Annotated in this window: 13 protein-coding genes; 3 read left to right on the plus strand and 10 right to left on the minus strand. The window is 72.9% G+C overall.

Annotated elements, in window-relative coordinates; translation table 11 throughout:
- Positions 1–112 precede the first annotated feature (112 nt).
- Together ACZ4NT_RS05220 and ACZ4NT_RS05225 are read right to left on the minus strand one after the other, a co-directional pair.
- Complete coding sequence (locus tag ACZ4NT_RS05220) at positions 113–2,098, minus strand: N-acetylmuramoyl-L-alanine amidase (protein ID WP_467723580.1); 1,986 nt, start codon at positions 2,096–2,098, stop codon at positions 113–115.
- A gap of 266 nt (positions 2,099–2,364) precedes the next feature.
- Entirely contained in the window at positions 2,365–3,507 is a 1,143-nt protein-coding gene (locus ACZ4NT_RS05225; RefSeq protein WP_121408238.1) for an aminoglycoside phosphotransferase family protein, read from the minus strand.
- 233 nt (positions 3,508–3,740) lie between these two features.
- Here ACZ4NT_RS05225 and ACZ4NT_RS05230 point away from each other — a divergent pair, with 233 nt between their 5' ends.
- On the plus strand, positions 3,741–5,240 hold the full coding sequence (locus tag ACZ4NT_RS05230) for a DNA-binding protein NsdB (protein ID WP_121408237.1): 1,500 nt from the start codon (positions 3,741–3,743) through the stop codon (positions 5,238–5,240).
- A 9-nt stretch (positions 5,241–5,249) separates the two neighbouring features.
- On the opposite strand, the gene ACZ4NT_RS05235 is transcribed toward ACZ4NT_RS05230, so the two are convergent.
- The 5 genes from ACZ4NT_RS05235 to ACZ4NT_RS05255 all read right to left on the minus strand — a co-directional run bounded on the left by ACZ4NT_RS05235 (position 5,250) and on the right by ACZ4NT_RS05255 (position 12,646).
- Positions 5,250–6,671, minus strand: coding sequence for a PP2C family protein-serine/threonine phosphatase (locus tag ACZ4NT_RS05235; RefSeq protein ID WP_467723582.1), 1,422 nt, complete (start codon positions 6,669–6,671; stop codon positions 5,250–5,252).
- A gap of 425 nt (positions 6,672–7,096) precedes the next feature.
- Positions 7,097–8,110: a Gfo/Idh/MocA family protein gene (locus ACZ4NT_RS05240; RefSeq protein WP_467723584.1), complete on the minus strand. Its 1,014-nt coding sequence runs from the start codon at positions 8,108–8,110 to the stop codon at positions 7,097–7,099.
- 59 nt (positions 8,111–8,169) lie between these two features.
- The gene (locus tag ACZ4NT_RS05245; RefSeq protein ID WP_467723586.1) at positions 8,170–9,264 is read right to left on the minus strand and encodes a baeRF3 domain-containing protein; all 1,095 of its coding nucleotides are present in this window, start codon (positions 9,262–9,264) and stop codon (positions 8,170–8,172) included.
- Positions 9,265–9,333: 69 nt separating this feature from the next.
- Entirely contained in the window at positions 9,334–10,962 is a 1,629-nt protein-coding gene (locus tag ACZ4NT_RS05250) for an FMN-binding glutamate synthase family protein (protein WP_467723588.1), read from the minus strand.
- A gap of 112 nt (positions 10,963–11,074) precedes the next feature.
- Complete coding sequence (locus ACZ4NT_RS05255) at positions 11,075–12,646, minus strand: alpha/beta hydrolase (RefSeq protein ID WP_467724145.1); 1,572 nt, start codon at positions 12,644–12,646, stop codon at positions 11,075–11,077.
- A gap of 389 nt (positions 12,647–13,035) precedes the next feature.
- On the opposite strand from ACZ4NT_RS05255, the gene ACZ4NT_RS05260 reads away from it, so the two are divergent.
- Together ACZ4NT_RS05260 and ACZ4NT_RS05265 are read left to right on the plus strand one after the other, a co-directional pair.
- Positions 13,036–13,884 (plus strand): GNAT family N-acetyltransferase, encoded by an 849-nt coding sequence (locus ACZ4NT_RS05260; RefSeq protein ID WP_467723590.1) that lies wholly within the window; start codon positions 13,036–13,038, stop codon positions 13,882–13,884.
- Between the two features lie 171 nt (positions 13,885–14,055).
- Positions 14,056–15,864 (plus strand): glycoside hydrolase family 15 protein, encoded by a 1,809-nt coding sequence (locus ACZ4NT_RS05265; RefSeq protein WP_467723592.1) that lies wholly within the window; start codon positions 14,056–14,058, stop codon positions 15,862–15,864.
- On the opposite strand, the gene ACZ4NT_RS05270 is transcribed toward ACZ4NT_RS05265, so the two are convergent.
- The 3 genes from ACZ4NT_RS05270 to ACZ4NT_RS05280 form a co-directional block, all read right to left on the minus strand.
- Positions 15,810–16,547 (minus strand): class I SAM-dependent methyltransferase, encoded by a 738-nt coding sequence (locus ACZ4NT_RS05270; RefSeq protein ID WP_467723594.1) that lies wholly within the window; start codon positions 16,545–16,547, stop codon positions 15,810–15,812. The two genes, ACZ4NT_RS05265 and ACZ4NT_RS05270, sit on opposite strands and share 55 nt — an antisense overlap.
- Before the next feature lie 6 nt (positions 16,548–16,553).
- Positions 16,554–21,050 (minus strand): aminotransferase class I/II-fold pyridoxal phosphate-dependent enzyme, encoded by a 4,497-nt coding sequence (locus ACZ4NT_RS05275; protein ID WP_467723596.1) that lies wholly within the window; start codon positions 21,048–21,050, stop codon positions 16,554–16,556.
- A gap of 170 nt (positions 21,051–21,220) precedes the next feature.
- Positions 21,221–22,006: a TetR/AcrR family transcriptional regulator gene (locus ACZ4NT_RS05280; protein WP_467723598.1), complete on the minus strand. Its 786-nt coding sequence runs from the start codon at positions 22,004–22,006 to the stop codon at positions 21,221–21,223.
- Between the last annotated feature and the right edge of the window lie 109 nt (positions 22,007–22,115).

The following is a 22,115-nucleotide window of genomic DNA, read 5'->3' on the forward strand; positions in this document are numbered from 1 at the left end:
CCCCCCCCCCCACCCCCCCCCCCCCCCCCCCCCCCCCCCCCCCCCCCCCCCCCCCCCCCCCCCCCCCCCCCCCCCCCCCCCCCCCCCCCCCCCCCGACGTGTGTGCGAGCCGCTACGACGCCGAAGGCGTGACGTCCACGTCCGCCGCCCGGACGAAGGCCACCCGGTGGCCGAACTGGATCTCGTAGTACATGTCCTTGCCGATCACGACCTTGTGCGGGGTCGTGTCGAAGGTCGGCGCGTAGAAGTACTCGCCCGCCACCTTGCCGCCCACCGCGTAGCGCTGACCCGCGAGCAGCTTGTACGGCAGCGGCGAGACCGCCTGCACGGGCACGCCCGCCGGATAGGCCGCCGCCTCCGGGTAGGCGCGCCCATAGACGGGCACCTCGGCCAGCCCGGCCTTCGGGGTCGCCACCCGGCCCGAGGCGGGCGTGGCGGTGGGCTGCTTCCTCGGGTTCTCGAACCAGGCCTTTTGGCCCAGGTACCAGATCGCCGTCCAGTCGCCCTGCCGGTCCGCCACCGCGTACCGCTGGCCGGTCGAGACCCGTGAGCCGACGTCGTTCACGTCGATGGTCGAGTCGCCCCCGCCGGGCCGCAGACCGATGTCCTTGATCAGGGGCGAGGTCTCGTCCGGCAGGCTGTGGAGGCGCACCTCACTGGAACCGTGGGCCGCGCAGGGCTCGCCCTTGGTGACGCAGCCCGTGTACACCGGCTGGTTCTCGGTGAACGCCGGCAGCACGGTCACCAGGCCGCCGCCGGCCTTGGCGGTGCGGTGGAAGGGACGGCCCATCAGCGCGAAGTAGTGCTGCCAGTCCCAGTAGGGGCCCGGGTCCGTGTGCATCCCGGGGATGCTCGCCGAGGTGGGACCCGGCACGTTGTCGTGGCCGAGGATGTGCTGGCGGTCCAGCGGGATGCCGTACTTCCTGGCGAGGTACGTCACCAGGCGCGCCGACGAACGGTACATCGCCTCGGTGTACCAGGCATCGGGCGCGGCCAGGAACCCCTCGTGCTCCAGACCGATCGACTTGGCGTTCACGTACCAGTTGCCCGCGTGCCAGGCCACGTCCTTGGCCTTCACGTGCTGGGCGATGTGGCCGTCGGTCGAGCGCAGGGTGTAGTTCCAGGACACGTAGGTGGGGTCCTGCACCATGGCGAGGACGCCGTCCCAGGCGCCTTCCGTGTCGTGCACGACGATGTACTCGATGCGCTGGGACGCCGGTCGGTCCCCCAGGTCGTGATTGCCGTAGTCGCCGTCGCCGAACTCCTCGTACGGCGCAGGGATCCACTCGCAGGACACCGTCGACGGGCACTCCGTGCCGTCGGCGGAGACGGTACGCAGGCCCGCGCGGCGCAGCTGCGTGGTGTCCGGGCGCAGGGCGAGTGCGGCGGCGAGCGTCACGCTCTCCCCGGTGTCCGTGGTGCGCCGCTCGCCCTCACGGATGACGTCGTACACGTCGTCCGCGTAGGTGGCTGCCGTGGCGCTGTCGTCCGCGGCCGAGAAGCGGGCCACCGCCCCGTACCAGTCGGCCGGGTCCGCGCTCAGCGGCTCGCCCAGCCGTCGTTGCGCGGCGGCGAGCAGTGCGGCGCCGCCCGCCACGTTCGCCGCCGGGTCCGTGCGGAGGCGTTCGGGTGACAGGCCGGTCAGCTCGGCCGCCTTGGTCAGCGTCTTGAGCCGGGCCGGGAGTTCGGTGTCCTTCGGCACTTTCGTGTCCGGCAGCAGGGGGGCGCGCGAGCCGTCGCCGCGGGCGTCCTCCGTACCCTCCGAGTGGTGCCGCGCCGCGGTCTCGGCGAGGGCGGTGCGGGCGTCGGTGAGGTGCATCGGGCCGTAGCCGCCCGAGACGCTCGGCGCTCCGGCGTGCACGTCCCACCGGGACTGGAGATAGGAGACGCCGAGGAGCACGCTCTGCGGGACTTGGTACTCGGCCGCGGCGGTGGCGAACGCGCTCTGCAGGGTCTCGGAGGGCGCCGGGGCGGTGGAGCCGGACGGGGCGGCGCCGAGCAGCGGCAGCAGCAGGGCCGCCGAGGCGACCGCGACCGCCGTCCTGCGCGTGCGTCCCGGTCCGGCGGAGACGGTGGGGTCGGTGGCGGTTCCTCGCAATGCGGCCTCCTGGGACGTTCGGGCGCGGTGGGGTGGGGCGGGCCCGACGTGCGTCAGTGGTACCCGCTCCCCGACGATCCGTCAATCACCCTCAGCAGAGGGTCATTTCCCATGTCAGCGGCGGTCGGAGGGGGTTTCGCGGCGGCAGCGGGGCGGCCTGCGAGGCGTCACCGGTGTGGACCAATGGCCCACCCGGGAGGCCCCGGAGAACGACGAAGGTCCGTGGTACGCCGCTGTACCGGGCGTACCACGGACCACCATCCCCTTCAGCGAGTGCCGACCGCCGCTCGAACGGCCTTGCGGGCCATCTGGCAGTCGTCGTGCAGCCGCCTCAGCAGCAGCCGCTGTTCCTCGCCGGACGGCGCAGCACCCGGATGGGCCGGTCCCGGTGCCGCCGGGGTCGTGTCGTGCATCGAACGCTGCACGGCCGTCTCGTAGGTGCGGATCTCCCGGGTCAGCACCAGCATCAGGTTGACCAGGAAGGCGTCCCGCGCCGCCGGGCCCGCCGACTGCGCGAGCTGGCTGATCTGGCGCCGGGCCATGGGAGCGTCCCCGAGGACCGCCCACAGCGTCGCCAGGTCGTAGCCCGGCAGATACCAACCCGCGTGCTCCCAGTCCACCAGCACTGGACCGGCCGGTGAGAGCAGGATGTTCGACAGGAGGGCGTCACCGTGACAGAACTGGCCCATGCCGTGGCGCCCCGTGGAGTGCGCGATGCCGTGCACGAGCTTCTGCAGATCACCCATGTCCCGGTCCGTGAGCAGACCCAGTTCGTGGAAGCGGGAGATCCGCTCGGCGTAGTCCAGCGGGGCGTGGAAGGTTCCGGCCGGCGGCCGCCACGCGTTCAGCCGGCAGATCGCGCTCAGGGCCGCTCGGATGTCCGCCCGGGGCGGAGTCTCCACCGGGTGGCGCTGCAGGGCGGCGACCCGTCCGGGCATCCGCTCGATGACCAGGGTGCAGTTGTCCGGGTCCGCCGCGATGAGCCGGGGCACCCGCACGGGCGGGCGGTGCCGGACGAACGAGCGGTAAGCAGCTATTTCGTGCCGGACCCGCTCCGCCCACATGGGGGAGAGGTCGAGTAAGCACTTGGCGACGGCGGTGCTGCGCCCCGTCGTGCCGACCAGGAGCACGGAGCGTCCGCTCCGGCGCAGCACCTGCACCGGAGCGAACTCCGGACAGATCCGGTGCACCGACGCGATCGCCGTGCGCAGCTGCGCGCCCTGAGGGCCGGACAGGTCGAGTCTCCCGCTGAGCGGTTGGGCACCGAGTCCCGGAACGCGCCGGGTCCTGGCGGCACCGAGTACGGGGGCCGCCGCCTGGCGTGCGGGGTCGAGGTAGGGGCCGCTGCCCGCCGGGCGGGAGTGGAGCGACCGGGGCGGGGCGGACACGGAGGACGATGCTGTGTACATGGGCGATACAGATCCCTTCGTGTGCCTGCGAATTGCCGCGCTACCCGCCCGGAGCCCCTGATGCACCCTGGGGAGTGTCCCAGCGGCAACCGGGTCGGGGTGGCGCGTTCCTACCTGACCACCGGGGGTCACTGGCACACCATCTGGCGCACCCTGGCGAACCCTGGCGAATAGTCGCTCAGCAACTGACAGGCGGTTACTGTCGATTTCAGCCGAGAACCTGGGGGCTTGACGTGAACGGACAACCCAACACCCGCCTTTCGGACCTGTTCGGCCTGGCCGGCTGGTCCAAGGGCGAACTCGCGAGAATGGTCAACCGGCAGGCGGCGGCCATGGGCCACCCCCAACTGGCGACCGACACCTCGCGAGTGCGGCGCTGGATCGACATGGGAGAGATCCCGCGCGATCCGGTACCGCGGGTGCTGGCGGCGCTGTTCACCGAGCGGCTCGGCCGTGTCGTGACCATTGAGGACCTCGGCCTGGTCCGGCACGGGCGCGCGGGGAAACGGCAAGGCGACGGGAGCGTGGAACATCCCGACGGAGTGCCGTGGGCGCCCGACCGAACGGCTGCGGTCCTCACCGAATTCACGGGAATGGACCTCATGCTCAACCGACGCGGCTTGGTGGGCGCGGGTGCCGCGCTCGCCGCTGGTTCCGCACTCAGCAGTGCCATGCATGACTGGCTGCACACCGATCCGGCCCTCACGGCGGACGCCCCGGACACCGACCATCCCCTGCACGCCGACCCCGCTGGGTTCGACCGCTACGAGGCCGCCCCCATCGGGTCGCAGGAGATCGAGGAACTGGAGCGTTCGGTCGAGGTGTTCCGGGCCTGGGACGCGGCCCGCGGTGGCGGGCTGCAACGCAAGGCCGTGGTGGGCCAGCTGAACGAAGTGGGAGGCATGCTCTCCTACCGTCACCCCGACCATCTGCAGCGGCGCCTGTGGGGCGTCGCCGCCAACCTGGCCGTCCTCGCGGGCTGGATGTCGCACGACGTCGGCCTGGAGCCCACGGCGCAGAAGTACTTCATCATCGCCGCGCACGCGGCCCGTGAGGGCGGCGACCGGCCCCGTGCCGGCGAGGCCCTCTCCCGGGCGGCCCGCCAGATGGTGCACCTGGGCCGGCCCGACGACGCGCTCGACCTGATGAAGCTCGCCAAGTCCGGATCCGGGGACGAGGTGCTGCCCCGCACCCGGGCCATGCTCTACACCATCGAGGCCTGGGCGCAGGCGTCGATGGGCAAGGGGCAGGCGATGCGGCGCACCCTCGGCCAGGCGGAGGACCTCTTCGTCTCCGACCGCGGGGACGTACCGCCGCCGAGCTGGATGCAGATGTTCGACGAGGCGGACATGCACGGCATGCAGGCGCTCGCCTACCGCACCCTCGCCGAACACGAGCCCGCCGCCGCAGCCACCGCGCAGCGGCACGCGAAGGAGGCGCTCGAGCTGCGGGGTACGGGCCGCGAGCGCTCGAAGATCTTCGACCACATCTCGCTGGCGTCCGCCTGCTTCATCGCCGACGACCCGGAACAGGCCGACCGCTACGCGCGACTGGCCCTGACGTCGATGGGGGCCAACTCCTCCCAGCGCACCTGGGACCGGCTGCGCGAGATGTACCGGCTCACCGGGCAGTACTCCAGCTACCCGAAGATCCACGACCTGCGCGAGGAGATCAAACTGTCGCTGCCCAAGGGCGCGTTGAAGCCCAGGGGAGGCAACAGCACCCGGGCGTGATCGGCCGGGTCAGGACACCACCCGGGCGACGAGTACGCAGGCGCCGTCCTCGCGCTCGGCCGCGCCGCACTCCTCGACGACCGTCCGGAGGCCCTCCTGGGCCGTGCGGGCTCCGCAAAGGCGCGGGGCCAGGTCGAGCAGCCGCTGCACCGCGGCCGTCCCGCTGTGCCGTGGGACCAGTCCGTCGGTGTGCAGAAGCAGCAGGTCACCGTCGTGCAGGGTTTCCTCGGCCTGCCCGTAGTCCGCTCCCGGGGTGGCGCCGAGCAGCATGCCCGCGGGTGCCGTGAGGGCGCACCCCGTCCCGTCGCGGAACAGCAGGGGGGCGGGGTGTCCGGCCTGCGCCCAGGACAGCGTGCGGGTCTCCGGCCGGTAGCGGCAGCACACGGCGCTGCCGAGGGCCGGCTGGACGGTGGCGTCCAGTAACTGGTTGAGCCAGGACATGAGTTGTCCCGGCCGGGTGCCGGCCATGGCCATGCCGCGCAGGGCGCCCAGCAGGGTGGCCACCCCCGAGGCGGCGGCGACGCCGTGTCCGGTGAGGTCGCCGACGCTGAGGAGGGTCTCGCCGTCGGGCAGTTCCAGCGCGTCGTACCAGTCGCCGCCGATCAGGGTGCCGGTTGCGGACGGCAGGCGGCGGGCGGCCAGGTCGAGCGTCTCGGGACCCTGGTGCGGAAGCCGCAGGGAGCCGCGCCAGGGCGGCAGCACGGCCTGCTGGAGCTCGGCCGCGATCCGGCGCTCGGTCTGGGCGAAGTGCTGTTGGCGCTGCAGCGAGTCACGGGTCTCGCTCACGGTCCGCTGGCTTCTGCGGAGTTCGCTGACGTCCCGCACCACGGCCCACATCGAGGCGGTGCTGCCGTCGGTGTGGAGCACGGGCTCGCCCATCATGTGCACGGTCCGCACGTCGCCGTCGGGACGCCGGATGCGGAACTCCCCGTCGATGGGTTTGGCGTCGATCAGGCAGTCGGTCACCATCGACGTCAGCATGGACCGGTCCTCGTCGTGCACGAGGGCCGGGAGTTCGTCGAGGGTGAGCGGGGGAGCGGCGGGGTCCCGGCCGAGGATCCGGTACAGGTCTCCGGACCAGCTCGCCTCGTCCGTGAGCAGGTTCCACTCGGCGCTGCCCACCCGGCTGAGCAGTGAGCCGGGCCGCAGTGCCGGGGATTCGGCCGGAGCGGCCGGCGGGGGGACGGGCACGGGCGGCGGCCCGTCGCGCAGCTGGGCCAGGTGCTCGTCGAGGTCGTTCAACTGGTGCATCGCGAGGTCGCACAGGGCGCGCTGCCAGCGGCCCTGCGGGTCCGCGCCGTCGACGGGGGCGTCACGTCGTACGGCGTCCATCTCCCCGCGCAGCCGCCGCGTCTGCGAGATGAGCGCGTCGACCGTGCCGCTCCCGGGCGGCTGGGCGGCGGGGCTGTCCGCAGAGAGATGGGGGGGCATGACGTACTCCGATGCGGGGACGGTACGACCAAGGACGACGGAAGGACCATCACGACTGTCGCACAGCCCGCGACGCCCTGTAAGGGATTTGGCACTACCCGGCGCGGGCGTGCATCTGGCATATGCCGCAGTCCTCCCGGCCGTCCTTCGCCGGACGGACGGCCTACTCTTCGGTAGCGTCAAGTCGTAGGCCGCGTAGGCGAATTGACTGCCTGAAGGTGGACGTACGTCTCCAAGTCAACCATCTGTTCGAGGGTCACTTGTACGACGGAGGCGGCGGGCTCCCACCCCCTGAGCGGTGGGTCGTCACCGCACCCGGCGAGGCGGATCGCCGCGGCCCGGCGAGGCGGCCGCCACCCCCACTGCCGGCCGGCCGGCGGCCCCTCCTCCCCGCGCCCGGAGGCCGCCTCGCCGCGACTGCTCCATCAGGCGTAGAGGCCGGGGCGCGGGGCGAGTTCGACCGTCATCCGGTCCCCGCTCTCCTGCGCGCGGACTCCCGCTTCCGCGACGGCGGCCGCCGCGTAACCGTCCCAGGCGCCCGGCCCCGTCACGCGGCCCTCCCGGGTGGCGTCCACCCATGCCTGGACCTCGCGGTCGTAGGCGTCCGCGAACCGTACGAGATAGTCCTGCGCCACGTCCTCGGACGCACCGCTCGCGGTGGTCACGACCATCGTGTGCGCGTCGCCGATCCGGGCGCTCCCGGCCTCGCAGACCGCCTCGCACCGCACCTGGTAGCCGAACCCGGAGTTGACGAAGATCTCCACGTCCACCAACGCGCCCCCAGCGGTCTCCAGCAGCACGAGCTGCGGATCGCCGAGCCCGTCCGGAGCCTGCGCCGACGGCCGCGGCCGCAGCACGGTCACCGCCGTCAGCTCCTGCCCCAGCAGCCAGCGCGCCGCGTCGATCTCGTGCGAGACGGAGCTGTTCACGAGCATCGCGGTGGTGAAACCGGGCGGCGACGCGACGTTGCGGTGTGTGCAGTGGAGCATGAGCGGGCGGCCCAGGCGGCCGCTGTCCAGCAGGGACTTGAGGCGCCGGTACTCGGCGTCGTAGCGCCGCATGAACCCGACCTGCGCCAGCCGCCGGCCGAGGCGCACCTCGGCCTCCACCACCCGCAGCGCCCCCGCCGACTCCGGCGTCAGCGGCTTCTCGCACAGCACCGGCAGTCCCCGCGCGAAGGCGGCGAGCAGCGCCTCCTCGTGTGCGGGACCGGGCGACGCGATCAGTACCGCCTCGACGCCTGGCGCGTCGAGGGCGGCGACGGCCTCCGTGTGCACCGACACGCCCTCGATCCCCGCCACGGCGTCCTTGGCCCGCCCGGTCTCCGGGTCCGCCACCGCGGCGACCCGGACGCCGCTCACCACCCGGTCGAGCCGCCGTATGTGGTCGGCTCCCATGTGTCCCGCACCCAGAACCGCCACACCCAGTAGTCCACTCACGCGCTGTGCACCTCTCACACCCGACGATCCGGCCTTCCGGTCAGATTGTCGGCCGTGATTCAGTAGCGCAGAACCCCGGCGATCCGATCGGCGTCGGCGAGAGCCCCGTCGGTGAGGAATCGGACCTCGGCGCCGGTCTCCAGACACTGCTCGACGATCTCGTCGACGATGTCCTCCCGGGCGTCCAGGTCACCGGACTCGGCGGGCACCAGATGGTCGCCGTCGTCGCGGACCGTCGCGCGGTAGTTCTCCTCGACGGCCAGCAGCCGGACCCGGCCCTCGGTCGCGCTGCGCCACAGTTCGTCGAGGCCCGCGGCGTAGTCCTTGCGCCCGCGGGCGTTCTCGAGTTCCTCGGCCACGCCGTCAGCGACCCTGCGGTCGTGGGCGGCGACGAGCGGGCGGATCGCCTGCCACACCGTGTCGGGCGTGGCCTGGGCCAGGCCGCCGTGGGCGAGGTGCTCGGCGTCCTTCGTGACGGTACCGATCTCGTCGACGAGTGCGAGGGCGGCGGTCTCCCCGGTGACGTACAGCGTGCGCGGATGCGCGCGCAGCAGGGCGCTCGCGGCGCTGTCGGCTTCGCGCAGGAAGTGCCGCGTGTCCTCGTCCTGGAAGATGCTGGGCTGATCGCCGATCCGCTCCTGGCGTTCGGCGTCGAAGTTCTCGCGATTCCTGGTCAGCGGGAAGCCGTCGCCGTGGTGCTGGGTGACGCGGTCCGTGCCGCCGTTCCACAGGGTGACGTGGTCCGCGGACACCGACAGCACCCAGAACGGCCGTTCGGAGGCCTGCGCGGCGACGAGATTGCGCGTCAGGAAGGTGTCCGAGAGGACCACCCGTTCGGGAACCGTCCGGGCCAGCGTCCAGACCTGGTGCTCCCCGGGCGCCGCGAAAATCGCCAGCCCCTCCTCCGCGTGCGCCAGATCGACCTCCGCGATGGCCTGGTCGAGCTGCTCGACGACGTCGATGCGGTGTTCGCGGGTGACGGCGGGATCGGCCTCCAGCTGCTTCTTCGCCTCGGCCACCACATTGCGCAGCCGGACAGCGTCCTGGGCGTTTTCGGGTTTGCGGCGGTGGGTCGGCGTCAGCACCGACACGGCCGGGTAGGGCCGGGGCCGGCGCAGCTCGGCGAGGGTCGCGGGACTGAGAGCATGCTCCATACCTGCACGATAGGACCGATTCACCGGTCGGGCATTTGGGGCGGATCCGCCGCGGGGGCGGGACTCTCGTCAGGGCCCGAAGGAGTCCGGGTGCGCCGCCGCCCAGTCCGCGGCCCAGGCGGCGGGCGGCTCGTGGAGTAGGATCCCGGGCGCCAGCCATTCGTGGAGCCGCGTGTACGGCAGGACGGTCGTCGGGCCCGTCCGCCGCACCAGATGGGCGGGCGTGAGCTCGGCCGGATCGCGTACCCCCATGGCGGCCATCAGCCGGCCGGCGCTCTCGACCGTGGCCCGCTGGAAACGGTGGACCCGCTCCGCCTTGTCGCCCACGTCCAGCGCCCGCACCCGGCGCGGATCCTGGGTGGTGACGCCGACCGGGCAGGTGTTGGTGTGACACCGCTGGGCCTGGATGCAGCCGACGGCGAACATCATCGCGCGGGCCGCGTTGGTGTAGTCCGCCCCCTGGACCAGCCGCTTGACGATGTCGGCACCGGTCGCCACCTTGCCGCTCGCGCCGATCCGCACCCGGCCGCGCAGTCCGGTGCCCACCAGGGCGTTGTGCACGGTGATCAGCCCCTCCGTGAGGGGCATGCCGAGATGGTCGGCGAACTCCAGGGGCGCGGCCCCCGTACCGCCCTCCGAACCGTCCACGACGATGAAGTCCGGCGTGACGTCCTCCGCGAGCATCGCCTGGCACACCGCGAGGAACTGGCTCCGGGACCCCACGCAGAGCTTGAAGCCGACCGGCTTGCCGTCCGCGAGTTCCCGCATGCGCGCCAGGAACAGCACGAGTTCGCGCGGCGTCGAGAACTCCCGGTGGTACGGCGGTGAGATCACCGTCTCGCCCTCCGGTACGTCCCGCGTCCGGGCGATCTCGGCGTTCACCTTGGCGCCCGGCAGGACACCGCCGATGCCGGCCTTCGCGCCCTGCGAGAGCTTCAGCGACACGCACTTGACCTCGGGGAGCGCCGCCTTGTCCGCGAACTCCCGCGCGTCGAAGCCCCCGTCGGAGGTCCGGCAGCCGAAGTACCCGGTCCCGATCTCCCAGATCAGGTCGCCGCCACCGCGCAGGTGGTACTCGGACAGACCGCCCTCGCCGGTGTCGTGGGCGAAACCACCCCGTGCGGCCCCCTTGTTGAGCGCCAGAATCGCGTGCGAGGACAACGAGCCGAAGCTCATCGCCGAGACGTTCAGCAGCGCCATGTCGTACGGCCGCGTGCAGTCGGGTCCGCCCACCCGCACGACCGGGGGCTCCTCCGGCGGCTCGACCGGACGCATCGACGGCACGAGGAACTCGTGGCCGTCCGCGTACACGTCGAGCTCCGTCCCGAAGGGCTCCTCGGCCTCGACACCCTTCGCCCGCTCGTACACGATGCTGCGCACGTCACGGTCGAAGGGGCGTCCGTCGAAGCTGCGCTCCACGAAGTACTGCTGCAGCTCCGGCCGCAGTGCCTCCCTGAGGAAGCGGAGATGGCCGAGCAGGGGGTAGTTCCGCAGCACCGAGTGCCGCCGCTGCGCCAGATCCCACGCGCCGAGCCCGGTGAGGGCCAGCAGAGGAACCGCCGCGATCCACCACCACGGCGACCGGACGAGGGCCAGGGCCGAGGCCCCGGCCGAGGCGAGGGCGACGAGGAGGAGCGGCAGGAGTCGGGGCACACCACGAGTCAAACCCACCGGACGGGAGTCGGCGAAAGCAGGCATGCCGCCCGGGTGCCCCCGATCCGGAGCGGCTGCCTGTTCTTGGCCGATTCTTGATCGAACCCATGACCGGTGCGGAAGGGCCGGCCCCGGACGGCCGCCGAGGCGCCCGGGTTCAGTCGCGTGCGTCAGACCCGCAGGAGCTGCCGTCGTCCGGCAGGGAGCCGTACAGCAGGAAGTCGTCGACCTTGTCGTGCACGCACTTCGAGGACGCGTAACCGGTGTGCCCGTCGCCCTTGTTGTCGAGGACGACCGCCGAGGAGCCGAGCCGGCGCGCCGTCTCCTGGGTCCAGCGGTACGGCGTCGCGGGGTCGCCCCGGGTGCCGACGAGCAGCATCTCGGCGGTGTCGACGTCCCGCACCTCGTCCCGGATGAAGTCGGTGCCCGCGGGGCGGCCGTAGCACATGAGCACCTGCGTGAGCCGGTAGCGGCCGAAGACCGGCGAGGCCTCCTCGTACTCGGCACGCAGCCGGCCGATGTCCTTGGTGACCTGTTCGGCGGTGGGCCGGTCGGGGTCGTCCGCGCAGTTGATCGCGATGAGCGCGGCCGGGAGGTTGTCGAAGGGAACCTCCTGCGCGTCGACCAGATCGCCGTCCTTGCGCCGGTCGGCGCGGCCGTCCCGGCGGGTGTCCGGCAGGGCGGCACCGCCCGACAGCTGCATGAGCCCCTGGCTGTCGCCGTCCTGGACGAGCGAGGACAGGGCGTGTTCGAGGGTCGGCCACAGCTGGCGGCTGTACAGCGCCTGGCTGATCGCACCGACGAGGTCCTGGCCGGAGAACGCCTGGCCGAAGTCCGTCGGTACGGGGTCCTGGTCCAGGGAGTCGATGAGCTCGACCACGTCCGTGCGCGCCGACCGGGCGTCCTCACCGAACGGGCAGGTCATGTGGTCGGTGCACCAGTTGAGGAAGTCCTCCAGGGCGGTCTGCTGCCCCTCGGCCCCCACCATGCCCTGCTCGGCCAGCGGCTCGGTCAGCGTGTCCACGCCGTCGAGCACCATCCGGCCGACCTTCTTCGGGAACTGCGCCGCGTACACCGCGCCCAGACGCGTTCCGTACGAGAAGCCGAGGTAGTTGAGCTTCTTGTCGCCCAGGGCGTCCCGCATGACGTCCAGGTCGCGGGAGGCGTTGACCGTGCCTATGTGCGGCAGCACTGGCCCCGAGTGCTTGGCGCACTCGTCGGCCATCTTCTGCAGGTCCTTGAGCGTCTGTGCGGGGTCGCTGTCGTCCGTGCCGTCCGCCTCCGCCTCGGCCGCCCCGTCGCCACAGCTGACGGGGGAGGACCGGCCGACTCCGCGCGGGTCGAAGGTCACCACGTCGTAGCCGTTGGTGAGGCCCATGAAGTCCTTGCCACCGGCCGCGAGCTCACTGACGCCGGCCCCGCCGGGTCCGCCGAAGTTCAGCAGGACGGAACCCCGTGACGGGCCGGTCGCCCGGTAGCGGGCCAGCGCCAGATCGAGCGTCCCGGCGCCGGGACGCGCGTAGTCGAGGGGGACGGTCACCTTCCCGCACTGCAGGTCCTCCGGCGTCTCCTCCTCCTCGCAGGCGGACCACTTGATCCGCTGGTCGTAGAAGCGGGACAGGTCGGGGCCGGCGTCGGCCGCCGCCACGGACGGCAGCCCCGCCGCCAGCAGGGCCAGCGTCGCCGTTGCGGCTCCGGCGAAAACGCAGCGTTGGTGCACGGACAGCATGCAAGCCTCCAGGGACGCCCGGCTGCGGACCGGGGTGCCCGCGACCGCTGCCGGGGCACCCACCCGGATCACGATAAGCGGGCCCCCGGGGCCACGCCCGTGGGCGAGCGCGGCGGCTCCGGGTGCCTTATCCTCCGCGCCGCGCCACTCCCGCGCCCGGTGTCCGGCGGGCGCGGGAGTGGCGCCGTCGCCGCCCGCCCGCACGTCCGGCGGCGCTCACCGAGCACGCGTGCGTCGTGGCACGGATCGGCCAACAGGGCCGTGCGGATGGCCGGTTGCCGTCCACGGCCGCCGGGCCGGATGTGCCCGGCACCGTCCGGATCGGCAAGGATGCTGCGGTGCGGCCGACCACCGCACAGCACACGACCCCCACGAAGTGGAGCGCACCGATGACCTCTCCGGTCTCCCGTGACCTCGTCGTCAGCCAGGCCTCGCAGGACGACTGGACGGTGGTCACCGGATGGGCGGCGGCCGAGGGATGGAATCCGGGGCTGTCGGACGCCCCGGCCTTCTTCGCCCAGGATCCCGCGGGATTCTTCGTCGGAAGGATCGACGGCGAGCCCGTCTCGGCCGTCTCGGTCGTCAATTACGGGACCGACTACGCCTTCCTGGGCTTCTACCTGGTCCGCCCCGACCTGCGCGGCCGCGGCCACGGGATCACCACCTGGAAGACGGCGCTCGCCCACGCCGGCAGCCGGATCGTCGGCCTGGACGGTGTGGTGGCCCAGCAGGACAACTACCGCCGGTCCGGCTTCGCCCCCGCCCACCGCACCGTCCGCTACAGCGGTGCGGCACCGGACACGACGGTCCCGCCCGAGGTGCGGCCGGTCGAGGACCTCGGGGCCGTCACCGCGTACGACAGCGCCTGCTTCCCGGCGGACCGGCCGCGGTTCGTCGAGCACTGGCTCGCCCAGGACGGCCACCGGGCGCTCGCCCGCGTCGTGGACGGCCGGCTCACCGGCTACGGCGTGATCCGGCCGGGCCGGGACGCCTTCCGCATCGGGCCGCTGTTCGCCGACACCGCGGAGGACGCCCGTGCGCTGCTCGCCGGACTGACGGCCGGGGCCGCCGGGAGCGAGGTGGCGCTCGACGTCCCCGAGAACAACGCCCCCGCCGTCGCCCTGGCGGTGGAGCTGGGCCTCGCCCCCTCCTTCGAGACGGCCCGGATGTACACCGGGCCGGTCCGGCCCTTCGCCGCCGAGCGCGTGTTCGGCGTGACCACGCTGGAGCTCGGCTGACCGCAAGCGGTGCAGGGGCCCCGGGGGCTCCGGGCGCGCCCCACGCCGGTCGGACCCGCCCCGGTGGGGCCGGTCCCACCCGTCCCGGTACGGCCGGTCGCCGAACGCGCCGGCACGGCGACCGGCGTACCCTGGGGCTTGCGGCTTTGTGTACGACGGCGTAATCCGATCATGAATCGACCCATTGAGGACTACGCCCTTCTCAGCGACCTGGAAACGGCCGCGATGCTCGGCACGGACGGGTCCGTCGACTGGCTCTGCCTGCCGCGCTTCGACTCGCCGGCCTGTCTGGCCGCGCTGCTCGGCGCGGCGGACAACGGATTCTGGCGGGTCGCACCCGCCGGCGCCCGGGGACGGCCGTGCACCCGCCGGTCCTACCGGCAGGACACCCTGGTCCTGGACTCGGTGTGGGAGACGCCGGCCGGGACGGTGCGCGTCACGGACTTCATGCCGCCGCGCACCCGGTTCCCCTGCCTGGTTCGCATGATCGAAGGACTGTCCGGCGCCGTGGACATGCGCAGCGAACTGCGGCTGCGGTTCCACCACGGGCGGGTCGTGCCCTGGACCCGGCCCACCGGCACCTGCACGGTCGCGGTCGCCGGGCCCGACGCCGTCTGGCTGAGCGCCGACGGCCCCGTCGAGACGCTCGGCGACGAGACGTCCACCGTCACCGGCTTCACCGTCACGGCGGGCCGGCGGCTGTCCCTCACCCTGGCCTGGGCGCCCTCGCACCTGGCCGGCCTGCCCGACGTGCTCTGCGTCCCCGCGGAGACGGCGCTGAAGGAGACCGGCGACTTCTGGCGTCGGTGGACCGGCCGATGCCGCTACCGGGGCCCGTGGCGCGAGGCGGTGACGCGGTCGCTCATCACCCTCAAGGCACTCACGTACGCTCCCACGGGCGGCATCGTCGCCGCTCCCACCACGTCCCTGCCCGGACGCATCGGGGGTGCCCGCAACTGGGACCACCGGTACTGCTGGCTGCGCGACTCCACCCTCACCCTGTCCTGCCTGCTGCGCAGCGGCTACCGGGAGGAGGCGGCGGCCTGGGTCGAGTGGCTCGTGCGCGCCATCGCGGGGGACCCCGCCGAACTCCAGGCGGTGTACGGCGTCGCGGGACAGCGGCTCCTGCCGGAGACGGAGGCCCCCTGGCTGCCGGGGTACGCGCAGTCGCAGCCCGTGCGCTTCGGCAACGCCGCGATGGGCCAGTTCCAGCTCGACGTGTACGGGGAGGTCCTGGACGCCCTGTGGCTGTCCCACCGGGCGGGCATCGAGCTGCCCCCGCACGTGTGGAGCCTCGTCAGGTCCCTGATGCGCTTTCTCCAGGCGCACTGGGGCGATCCCGACCAGGGGCTGTGGCAGGTGCGCGGCCCCGCCCGGCAGTTCGTCCACTCCAAGGTCATGGCGTGGGTGGCTGCCGATCGCGCGCTGCGGCTCGGCGGCCTGCTCGGCGTCGAGGTGCCGGACACGTGGCGGGTGATGCGCGACGACGTGGCCCGCCAGGTGTGCCGGCGCGGCTGGGACCCGCGGCAGCGCTCCTTCGTCCAGGCCTACGGCTCACCCGCACTCGACGCCTCCGCGCTGCTGATGCCCGGGCTGGGGTTCCTGCCGGCCACCGACGGGCGGGTGCGGGACACCGTACGCGCGATGCGCACGCTGGAGCGGGAGGGCTTCATGCGCCGTTACGCGCGCGGCGACGGACTGCCGGACGGCGAGGGCGTGTTCGTCGCGTGCTCGCTCTGGTACGCCCGCGCGCTGGCCGCCGTCGGCGAGCACACCCAGGCGAACGCCGTCTTCGACCGGGTCCTCTCGGTCCGCAACGACGTCGGACTGCTCGCGGAGCAGTGGGACCCCGAGGAGCACCGCCAACTGGGCAACGCACCGCAGGCGTTCAGCCACATCGCACTGGTGGAGACGGCGCTCAGGCTTCAGCCGGGCGGCGCCGAGACCGCGCTGAGCAGCACCATTCCCGAGTCGCCGTAGTCCGGCAGGGTGGTATCGGCGTCGATGCGGCCGACCCGGAGCCGCCGGGTGAGCGGGGCGAACACCGCGGTGACCACGTCCGGGTCCACCGGGCAGCCCGGCCACTGCGAAGCGGGCCCGATGCGGTAGGTGGGCATGTTCTCCATGAACGCGGCGACCAGCTGGCCGCCCGGGGCGACCGAGCGGACGAAGAGCCGGCAGAAGTCCCGGAACTCGTCGAAGTCCTCCGTGACCCCCTCGGCGACGAAGTTCATCGACGCCAGGTCGTAGCGGCCCGGCGGAAGTCCGCGGACGTCCCGGTGCACGACGCGCACGGGCGACAGGGCCTGGGTGAGGTCGGCGGGCAGGTCCGGGTTGAGGCGCCGGCACAGTCCGTGGAACGGCAGCCAGCTGGCGTCCGGCCCGCGGCCGAGCTGCCGCCGCAGGTAGGAGACGTTCGCCGCGCCCGCCTCGACCGCGTCGACGCGCCGGCTCGCGGCACCCGCGAGCATCAGCGGGTAGAGGTTCGGGCCCGCCCCGAACTCCACGGAGCGCGCGAGGCCGCCGGGTGCGAACCGGCGGTAGACCGCGGAGTGGTGGGCGATGACGGCCGCGTCGGAGGGGTGCAGCTCGCGGTAGTTCTCGGCGAGGTAGTCCTCCACGGGCCAGCTGTCCCAGTTCACGTCGTCGTTGAGGGTGGACATACAAAATCAGCCCCTGGGCCGCAGCGGGTGTCGCTCGGCGAGCCTGGTGAGTGTGCCGGTGAGCCGGCTGATGTCTTCGTCGGAGTTGAGGGCGGTGAGCTGGACGCGGAAGCCGACCCGGTCGCGGGGGACCAGCGGGTAGGCCGCGAGGGTCACGTAGATCCCCTCGTCCCACAGGAACGCGGCGACCGCGTCGAGGTCCTCGGCGTCCGCCAACGGGATCTCGATGATGGGCAGCCCGTCCGTGTTGAGCGTGTCGACCCCCATGCCCGCCAGGTGGTCGAGCACACGGGCGGTCTTGCGGTGCAGGTCCTCGCGGACGGCGTCGCCACGGCGGTCGTTGACCTCCAGCCCGGCCATCGTCGTGGCGAGCGAGGCCGTCGGCGAGGGGCCCGAGTAGAGGTAGGGCGCCGCCGCGGTCTTGAGCCGGTTCTTGAGCCCGGACGGCAGCGCGAGAAACGCCAGCAGCGACGAGTACGCCTTCGAGAACCCGCCGACGAGCACGATCCCGTCGTACGTCTCTCCCGTGTGCCGGACGACGCTGTTGCCGCGCATGCCGTACGGGCAGGGCTCCTGCGGTCCGCGCTCCCCGATGACGCCGAAGCCGTGCGTGTCGTCGACGTACAGCGTCGCGTCATGGCGCCGGCAGACGGCGGCCAGAGCCGGCAGATCCACGATGTTGCCGCTCATGCTGTTGACGCCGTCGACGCAGACCAGGCGCGGGTCCCCGCGTGGCACGGAGCCGAGCTGGGCGGCCAGCTCCTCGGGCCGTTCGGCGTGGAACCGCCGCAGCGTCGCGCCCTGGCCGCGCGCCGACACGCACCCGTCGTACACGGTCCGGTGCGCGGTCGCCTCGACGAAGACGTGCCCCCGGCCGGCCAGCACGGGAATCACGGAGGCGTGGATGAGGGTGGCGGTCGGCAGCAGCAGCGTGTCCGGTGCGCCGAGGAGCGCGGTGAGCCGTTCCTCGATGTCGGGGTAGAGGCGCGGGCTGCCGATCAGCCGGGACCAGCTCGGATGCGTCCCCCAGCGGCGCACGGCGGGTTCGATCGCGCCGATGATCTCCGGATCGCAGTCGAAGCCCAGGTAGTTGCAGGAGGCGAAGTCGATCAGCCAGTGGTCCCCGTTGCGGATGTGCCGCCCCCGCACCTCGTCGAGGACCGCGTCGCTCATGCGGCTGCTCCGCCGCAGGTGCTCCAGGTCGTCCGCGCGCGGCCGACCCCGTGCCGGGGCGGAGGTGCGGCGCGGATGGTCCTCGCGCGGGCCCCCCGGAGTCGTGGCGGAGGTGCGGCGCGGGTCGTCGGCACGCGGGCCGCCCGGTGCCGGGCCGACGGTGCCTCGCCGGTCCGCGGCCGGCGGCGGGGAGGTGGGGCGCGCCGGCCCGGTCGCGCCGCGGCCGCGGTGCTCCGTGGGGGGTGTCCGAGCCGCGCCGTTCGTGCGCGGGCCGGCACCACTCCCGCCCGGCGAGCCGACGGCCGTCAGGGGGATGCGTCCCCCGCTGCGCTGCCGCAGCATGAACTCGCTCTGCTCCACCGTCATCGGGCGTGCGAACAGGTAGCCCTGCCCGAACCCGCACCCCATCCGGGCCAGCAGATCCCGCTGCGCGGAGTCCTCGATCCCCTCGGCGACCACCGCGAGCCCCAGCGTTCCGGCGAGGTTGACGATCCCCTCGACCAGCGCCACCTGGCGGGTGTCCAGCACGATGTCGTCGATGAACGACTTGTCGATCTTGAGCACGTCGACGGGGAACTCCCGGAGATAGCGCAGCGAGGAGAACCCGGTGCCGAAGTCGTCCACCGCGATCCGCACCCCCATGTCCTTCAGGGAGCGCAGGACCCCCTGCATCTGCGCGTCCCGCCGCATCAGCACCGTCTCGGTGAGTTCCAGCTGCAGCGAGCCCGGCGCGAGCCCCGGCGTCTCCAGCGCCCCGCGCACCACGTCGAGGAACCCGTCGTCGCCGAACTGGCGCGCGGACACGTTGACGCTCACGTACGGCGCCCGGTCGGGCCGCCCGCTCAGACGCTGCAGTCCGACGATGTCGGCGGTGGCGTTCTCCAGGACCCAGGTCCCCAGCGGGGTGATGTGCCCGGTCTCCTCGGCCAGCGCGATGAACTGCTCCGGCGGGACCGACGCGCCCCGGGCGTGCGGCCACCGCACCAGCGCCTCGAACCCGGCGATCTCACCCGCCTCGATGTCGACCACGGGCTGGTAGCGCAGGGAGAACTCCGCGTCCGTGATCGCCCGGTCGAGCCGGGCCTGCAGATCGTGCCGCTCCACCATCCGCACCCGCAGGGTGGGCTGGAAGCGGCGCCACTGCCTCTTGCCGGCCGCCTTCGCCGCGTAGAGCGCCAGATCGGCGTGGGTGAGCAGCTCCTCCGCGTCCGTGCTGTCCCGGGCGGTGGCGACGCCCACGCTCGCCGAGGCGCTCAGCGACTCCTCCGCGAGGTTGAACGGCCTGCCGAGGGTCTGGATCACCTGAGCCGCGAGGAGTTCGGCGTCGAGCGGCTCCTTGGCGCCCTCCATGAGCACGGCGAACTCGTCGCCGCCGAGCCGGGCCGCGGTGTCGCTGCGCCGCAGCGCGCCCGACAGCCGCTCGCCCACGGCCGTCAGGAGGCGGTCGCCCGTGGTGTGGCCCATCGTGTCGTTGACCATCTTGAAGTCGTCCAGGTCGATGAAGAGCAGACAGGTGAGCGTCGATTCGCGGGTGCCGCGCAGCAGCGCGCGTTCGATGCGCTCGAGCAGCAGGGTCCGGTTCGGCAGACCGGTCAGCGGGTCGTGGAAGGCGCGCTCCGTCAGTTCGTGTTCCAGGCGGCGCTGCTCGGTGACGTCCCGCAACGTGACGACCAGGGCGCGTACGGTGGGGTCCTCCCGCAGGTCGCTGCAGCGCACCTCGACCTCGATGCGGTTCCCGTCGCGGAGCACCCACCAGTGGTCGTGCGTCTCGGGCGAGCCGCCGCCGCGCATGGCGGTGAGTCCCCTGGCCACCCGCCGCCGGTCGCGGGCGTCCACGAGGTCGGGCAGCGAGACGCCGACCAGTTCCGCGCCGCCGAACACGTGCCGGGCGGACGGACTCGCGTACCGCACCGAGTCGTCGTCCTCGACGATCAGGATGACGTCCGAGGCGTTGCGCACCAGGGTGCGGAAGTAGGCCTCGCTCTCCGTGCGGATGATCTCCTGCCGCAGCGCGATGCGTTCCATGGTCAGGCCGGCGTGCGAGGCCAGGATCTCCAGCGAGCCGCGGATCTCGCCGAGTTGCCGCTGCGGCCCCGACGCCAGCAGCGCGCCGGGCAGCTCGCCCGCCGGGCGGTCGGGCGGGACCATCGGGCACACGAGCGTCATGGGCAGCGGGCCGAGGGCCGAGGCGGTCTCCGGACCGAGTGCCTCGGTGGGGACCAGGCGGGTCCGGCGCGTCGCCAGACGGCCCGCCCGCTCGGCCGAAAGCAGCAGGGTGCGGTGCGGGGTGTCCGGCCCGCACAGGGTGCGGACGGCTCTCTCGCAGGCCTCCGCGACGTCGTCGGGCCGGGTCGCCTCCATCAGGGAGGCGGCGGCCGCGCGCAGCGCCAGTTCCCGCGCCATCGCCTTGCGGTGGGCCACCACCATCCCGGCGAGGCGGAGGATGACGAGCAGGTACAGCAGGCCGGAGAAGGCCGCGATCGCCGCGGCGTCGTCGGCGTGGCCCGACAGTCCCTCGTACAGCAGGATTCCGGGGGCGATCAGGGTCGCCACGGCGAACGCCACCAGTCGTCGGGGCCGCGGGAGCAGGGACTCCCGCTGCGGCACGGCCGCCGTGAGTTCCACCATGGACGGATGCAGCGCGGCCAGCCCCCAGGCCGTGTAGAAGACGATCCAGCCGGAGTCGACCAGTGTCCCGGCCTGCCACAGGCCGTTGAGCTGGAGGATGCCGTACGCGATGTCGAAACCGAGCAGGGTGAACGTGCCGACGACGAGGTACTGGACGGCGCGGTTGCGTCCCCAGACCGGACGGGGCGCCAGCAGACAGGCCAGCAGGGCGAGCACCAGGACGTCGCCCAGCGGATAGGCGATGCTGATGGCCCGCTGCTGCCATGTGAGGCCCGAGACGTGGGTGAGGGGCTGGACCAGGAAGACCCATACGGGCAGCGCCAGGCCGGCGGTCAGGATCAGCGCGTCCAGCAGGCTCGGCAGGTCGCGGCCCGCCCAGCGGTACCGCACGAGGCCGAACAGTCCGGCGGCGAACAGCGGATACGTCGCCAGGTAGCAGGCGTCGGCCGGGGACGGGAACGGGTTGGAGGCGTCGAAATAGGCCTCCTGCACGTTGTAGTACGTGTCGCCGGCGGCGAAGGCGAGCAGACCGGCGGCGAGCAGGATCCAGGGCCACCGGTGTGCGGGGCGGTGCACCGCGACGCCGGTGATCACCGCGGCGGAACCGCCGAGCCCGATCAGGGCCCACAGCGGGGTGCAGGCGTCGGGGACGGTCATGTAGACGCCGGTGACGACCAGAACCGATGCGGCGTACCCCGCCATCAGACGATGAGCCAGTAGCACTGGCAAGCGCCTCCCTGCGTCGCATGTGACGAGGCTGTCCGCCTGGGTCCGGGGCCGTTTTCGATCGTAGGCACGGTGGGAGGCGCCGCGCATCTTGCCGGCGGCCCGGTCAGGGGCGGGAGCGAGTGGAAGGCGTCAGGCGGAAGGCGTCAGGTGCCCCGCTCGGCGGGCCGGTCGTCGTCCGGGGCCGGGGCGAACCGGTCGAGCAACGCGTCCAGCCCGGCGGCCAGACCCTCCGGTCCGCCCCGTTCCCCCAGGACGACGGCGCTCTCGCGGAGCCGCGGCAGTTCCTGGGGGGACATGCGGTGCAGGCCGAGGCGGAACGCGGGATCCGGTTCGTCGGGATTGTCGACCATGGCGCGCAGTTCCACGGACACATAGCCCAGCAGCCAGCCGTTGAAGGCGCGGAAGGCGTCCGAGGACCGTGCCGCGTCCAGCCCGGCCTGATCGAGCAGGGTCAGCACCCGCTCGTGGTCCCGCAGGACCGCGAGCGGGCGCCGGGCGAGCGGGACGGCCAGCATGCGGGTGGTGAGGAGGGGCACCACCTGGGGGTGGGCCAGGCACACCTCGTACGTCGCCCGCGCGATCCTGTGCAGTTCCGTCCGCCAGGCGGGCGGGCGGGGGGTTCCGGTGGCCGGCGCCGGTTCCGGCGCGGCCAGCCGCTCGTCGAGTTCGAGGTACAGGGCCTCCACGAGCCCGTCCAGCAGGGCGTCCTTGCTCGCCGCGTAGCGGTAGAGGGCCATGGCCTCCACACCCAGCTCGGAGCCCAGCCGGCGCATGCTCAGGGCCGACAGGCCCTCCTGGTCCACCAGGGCCAGCGCACTCGCCAGGACGCGCTCCCGGCTGAGCCGGCCGTAGCGGCCGCGATCGCTGGCGCGGCGGGCCGGGGCGGCTCGCTCGCCCCTGCCCCGCGCCTTCGGATGCTCCTTGGCCATGCCCCGCCTCCAGAAGGGTCGGTTGGCGCCGTGTCCGGCGTGTGTTGACTCTATGCCCAGAGGGGCGCAATGTGTACGTATACGTCGTAAATATACGACACACCAGCGG

The organism is Streptomyces sp. NPDC026417 (genome assembly GCF_055567695.1).

Coding starts and splice junctions, on each gene's coding strand:
- ACZ4NT_RS05225 (WP_121408238.1), bottom strand. CDS start 3,507: ATGTACACAGCATCGTCCTCCGTGTCCGCCCCGCCCCGGTCGCTCCAC.
- ACZ4NT_RS05235 (WP_467723582.1), bottom strand. CDS start 6,671: ATGCCCCCCCATCTCTCTGCGGACAGCCCCGCCGCCCAGCCGCCCGGG.
- ACZ4NT_RS05245 (WP_467723586.1), bottom strand. CDS start 9,264: ATGGAGCATGCTCTCAGTCCCGCGACCCTCGCCGAGCTGCGCCGGCCC.
- ACZ4NT_RS05250 (WP_467723588.1), bottom strand. CDS start 10,962: ATGCCTGCTTTCGCCGACTCCCGTCCGGTGGGTTTGACTCGTGGTGTG.
- ACZ4NT_RS05255 (WP_467724145.1), bottom strand. CDS start 12,646: ATGCTGTCCGTGCACCAACGCTGCGTTTTCGCCGGAGCCGCAACGGCG.
- ACZ4NT_RS05260 (WP_467723590.1), top strand. CDS start 13,036: ATGACCTCTCCGGTCTCCCGTGACCTCGTCGTCAGCCAGGCCTCGCAG.
- ACZ4NT_RS05265 (WP_467723592.1), top strand. CDS start 14,056: ATGAATCGACCCATTGAGGACTACGCCCTTCTCAGCGACCTGGAAACG.
- ACZ4NT_RS05270 (WP_467723594.1), bottom strand. CDS start 16,547: ATGTCCACCCTCAACGACGACGTGAACTGGGACAGCTGGCCCGTGGAG.
- ACZ4NT_RS05275 (WP_467723596.1), bottom strand. CDS start 21,050: ATGGCGGGGTACGCCGCATCGGTTCTGGTCGTCACCGGCGTCTACATG.
- ACZ4NT_RS05280 (WP_467723598.1), bottom strand. CDS start 22,006: ATGGCCAAGGAGCATCCGAAGGCGCGGGGCAGGGGCGAGCGAGCCGCC.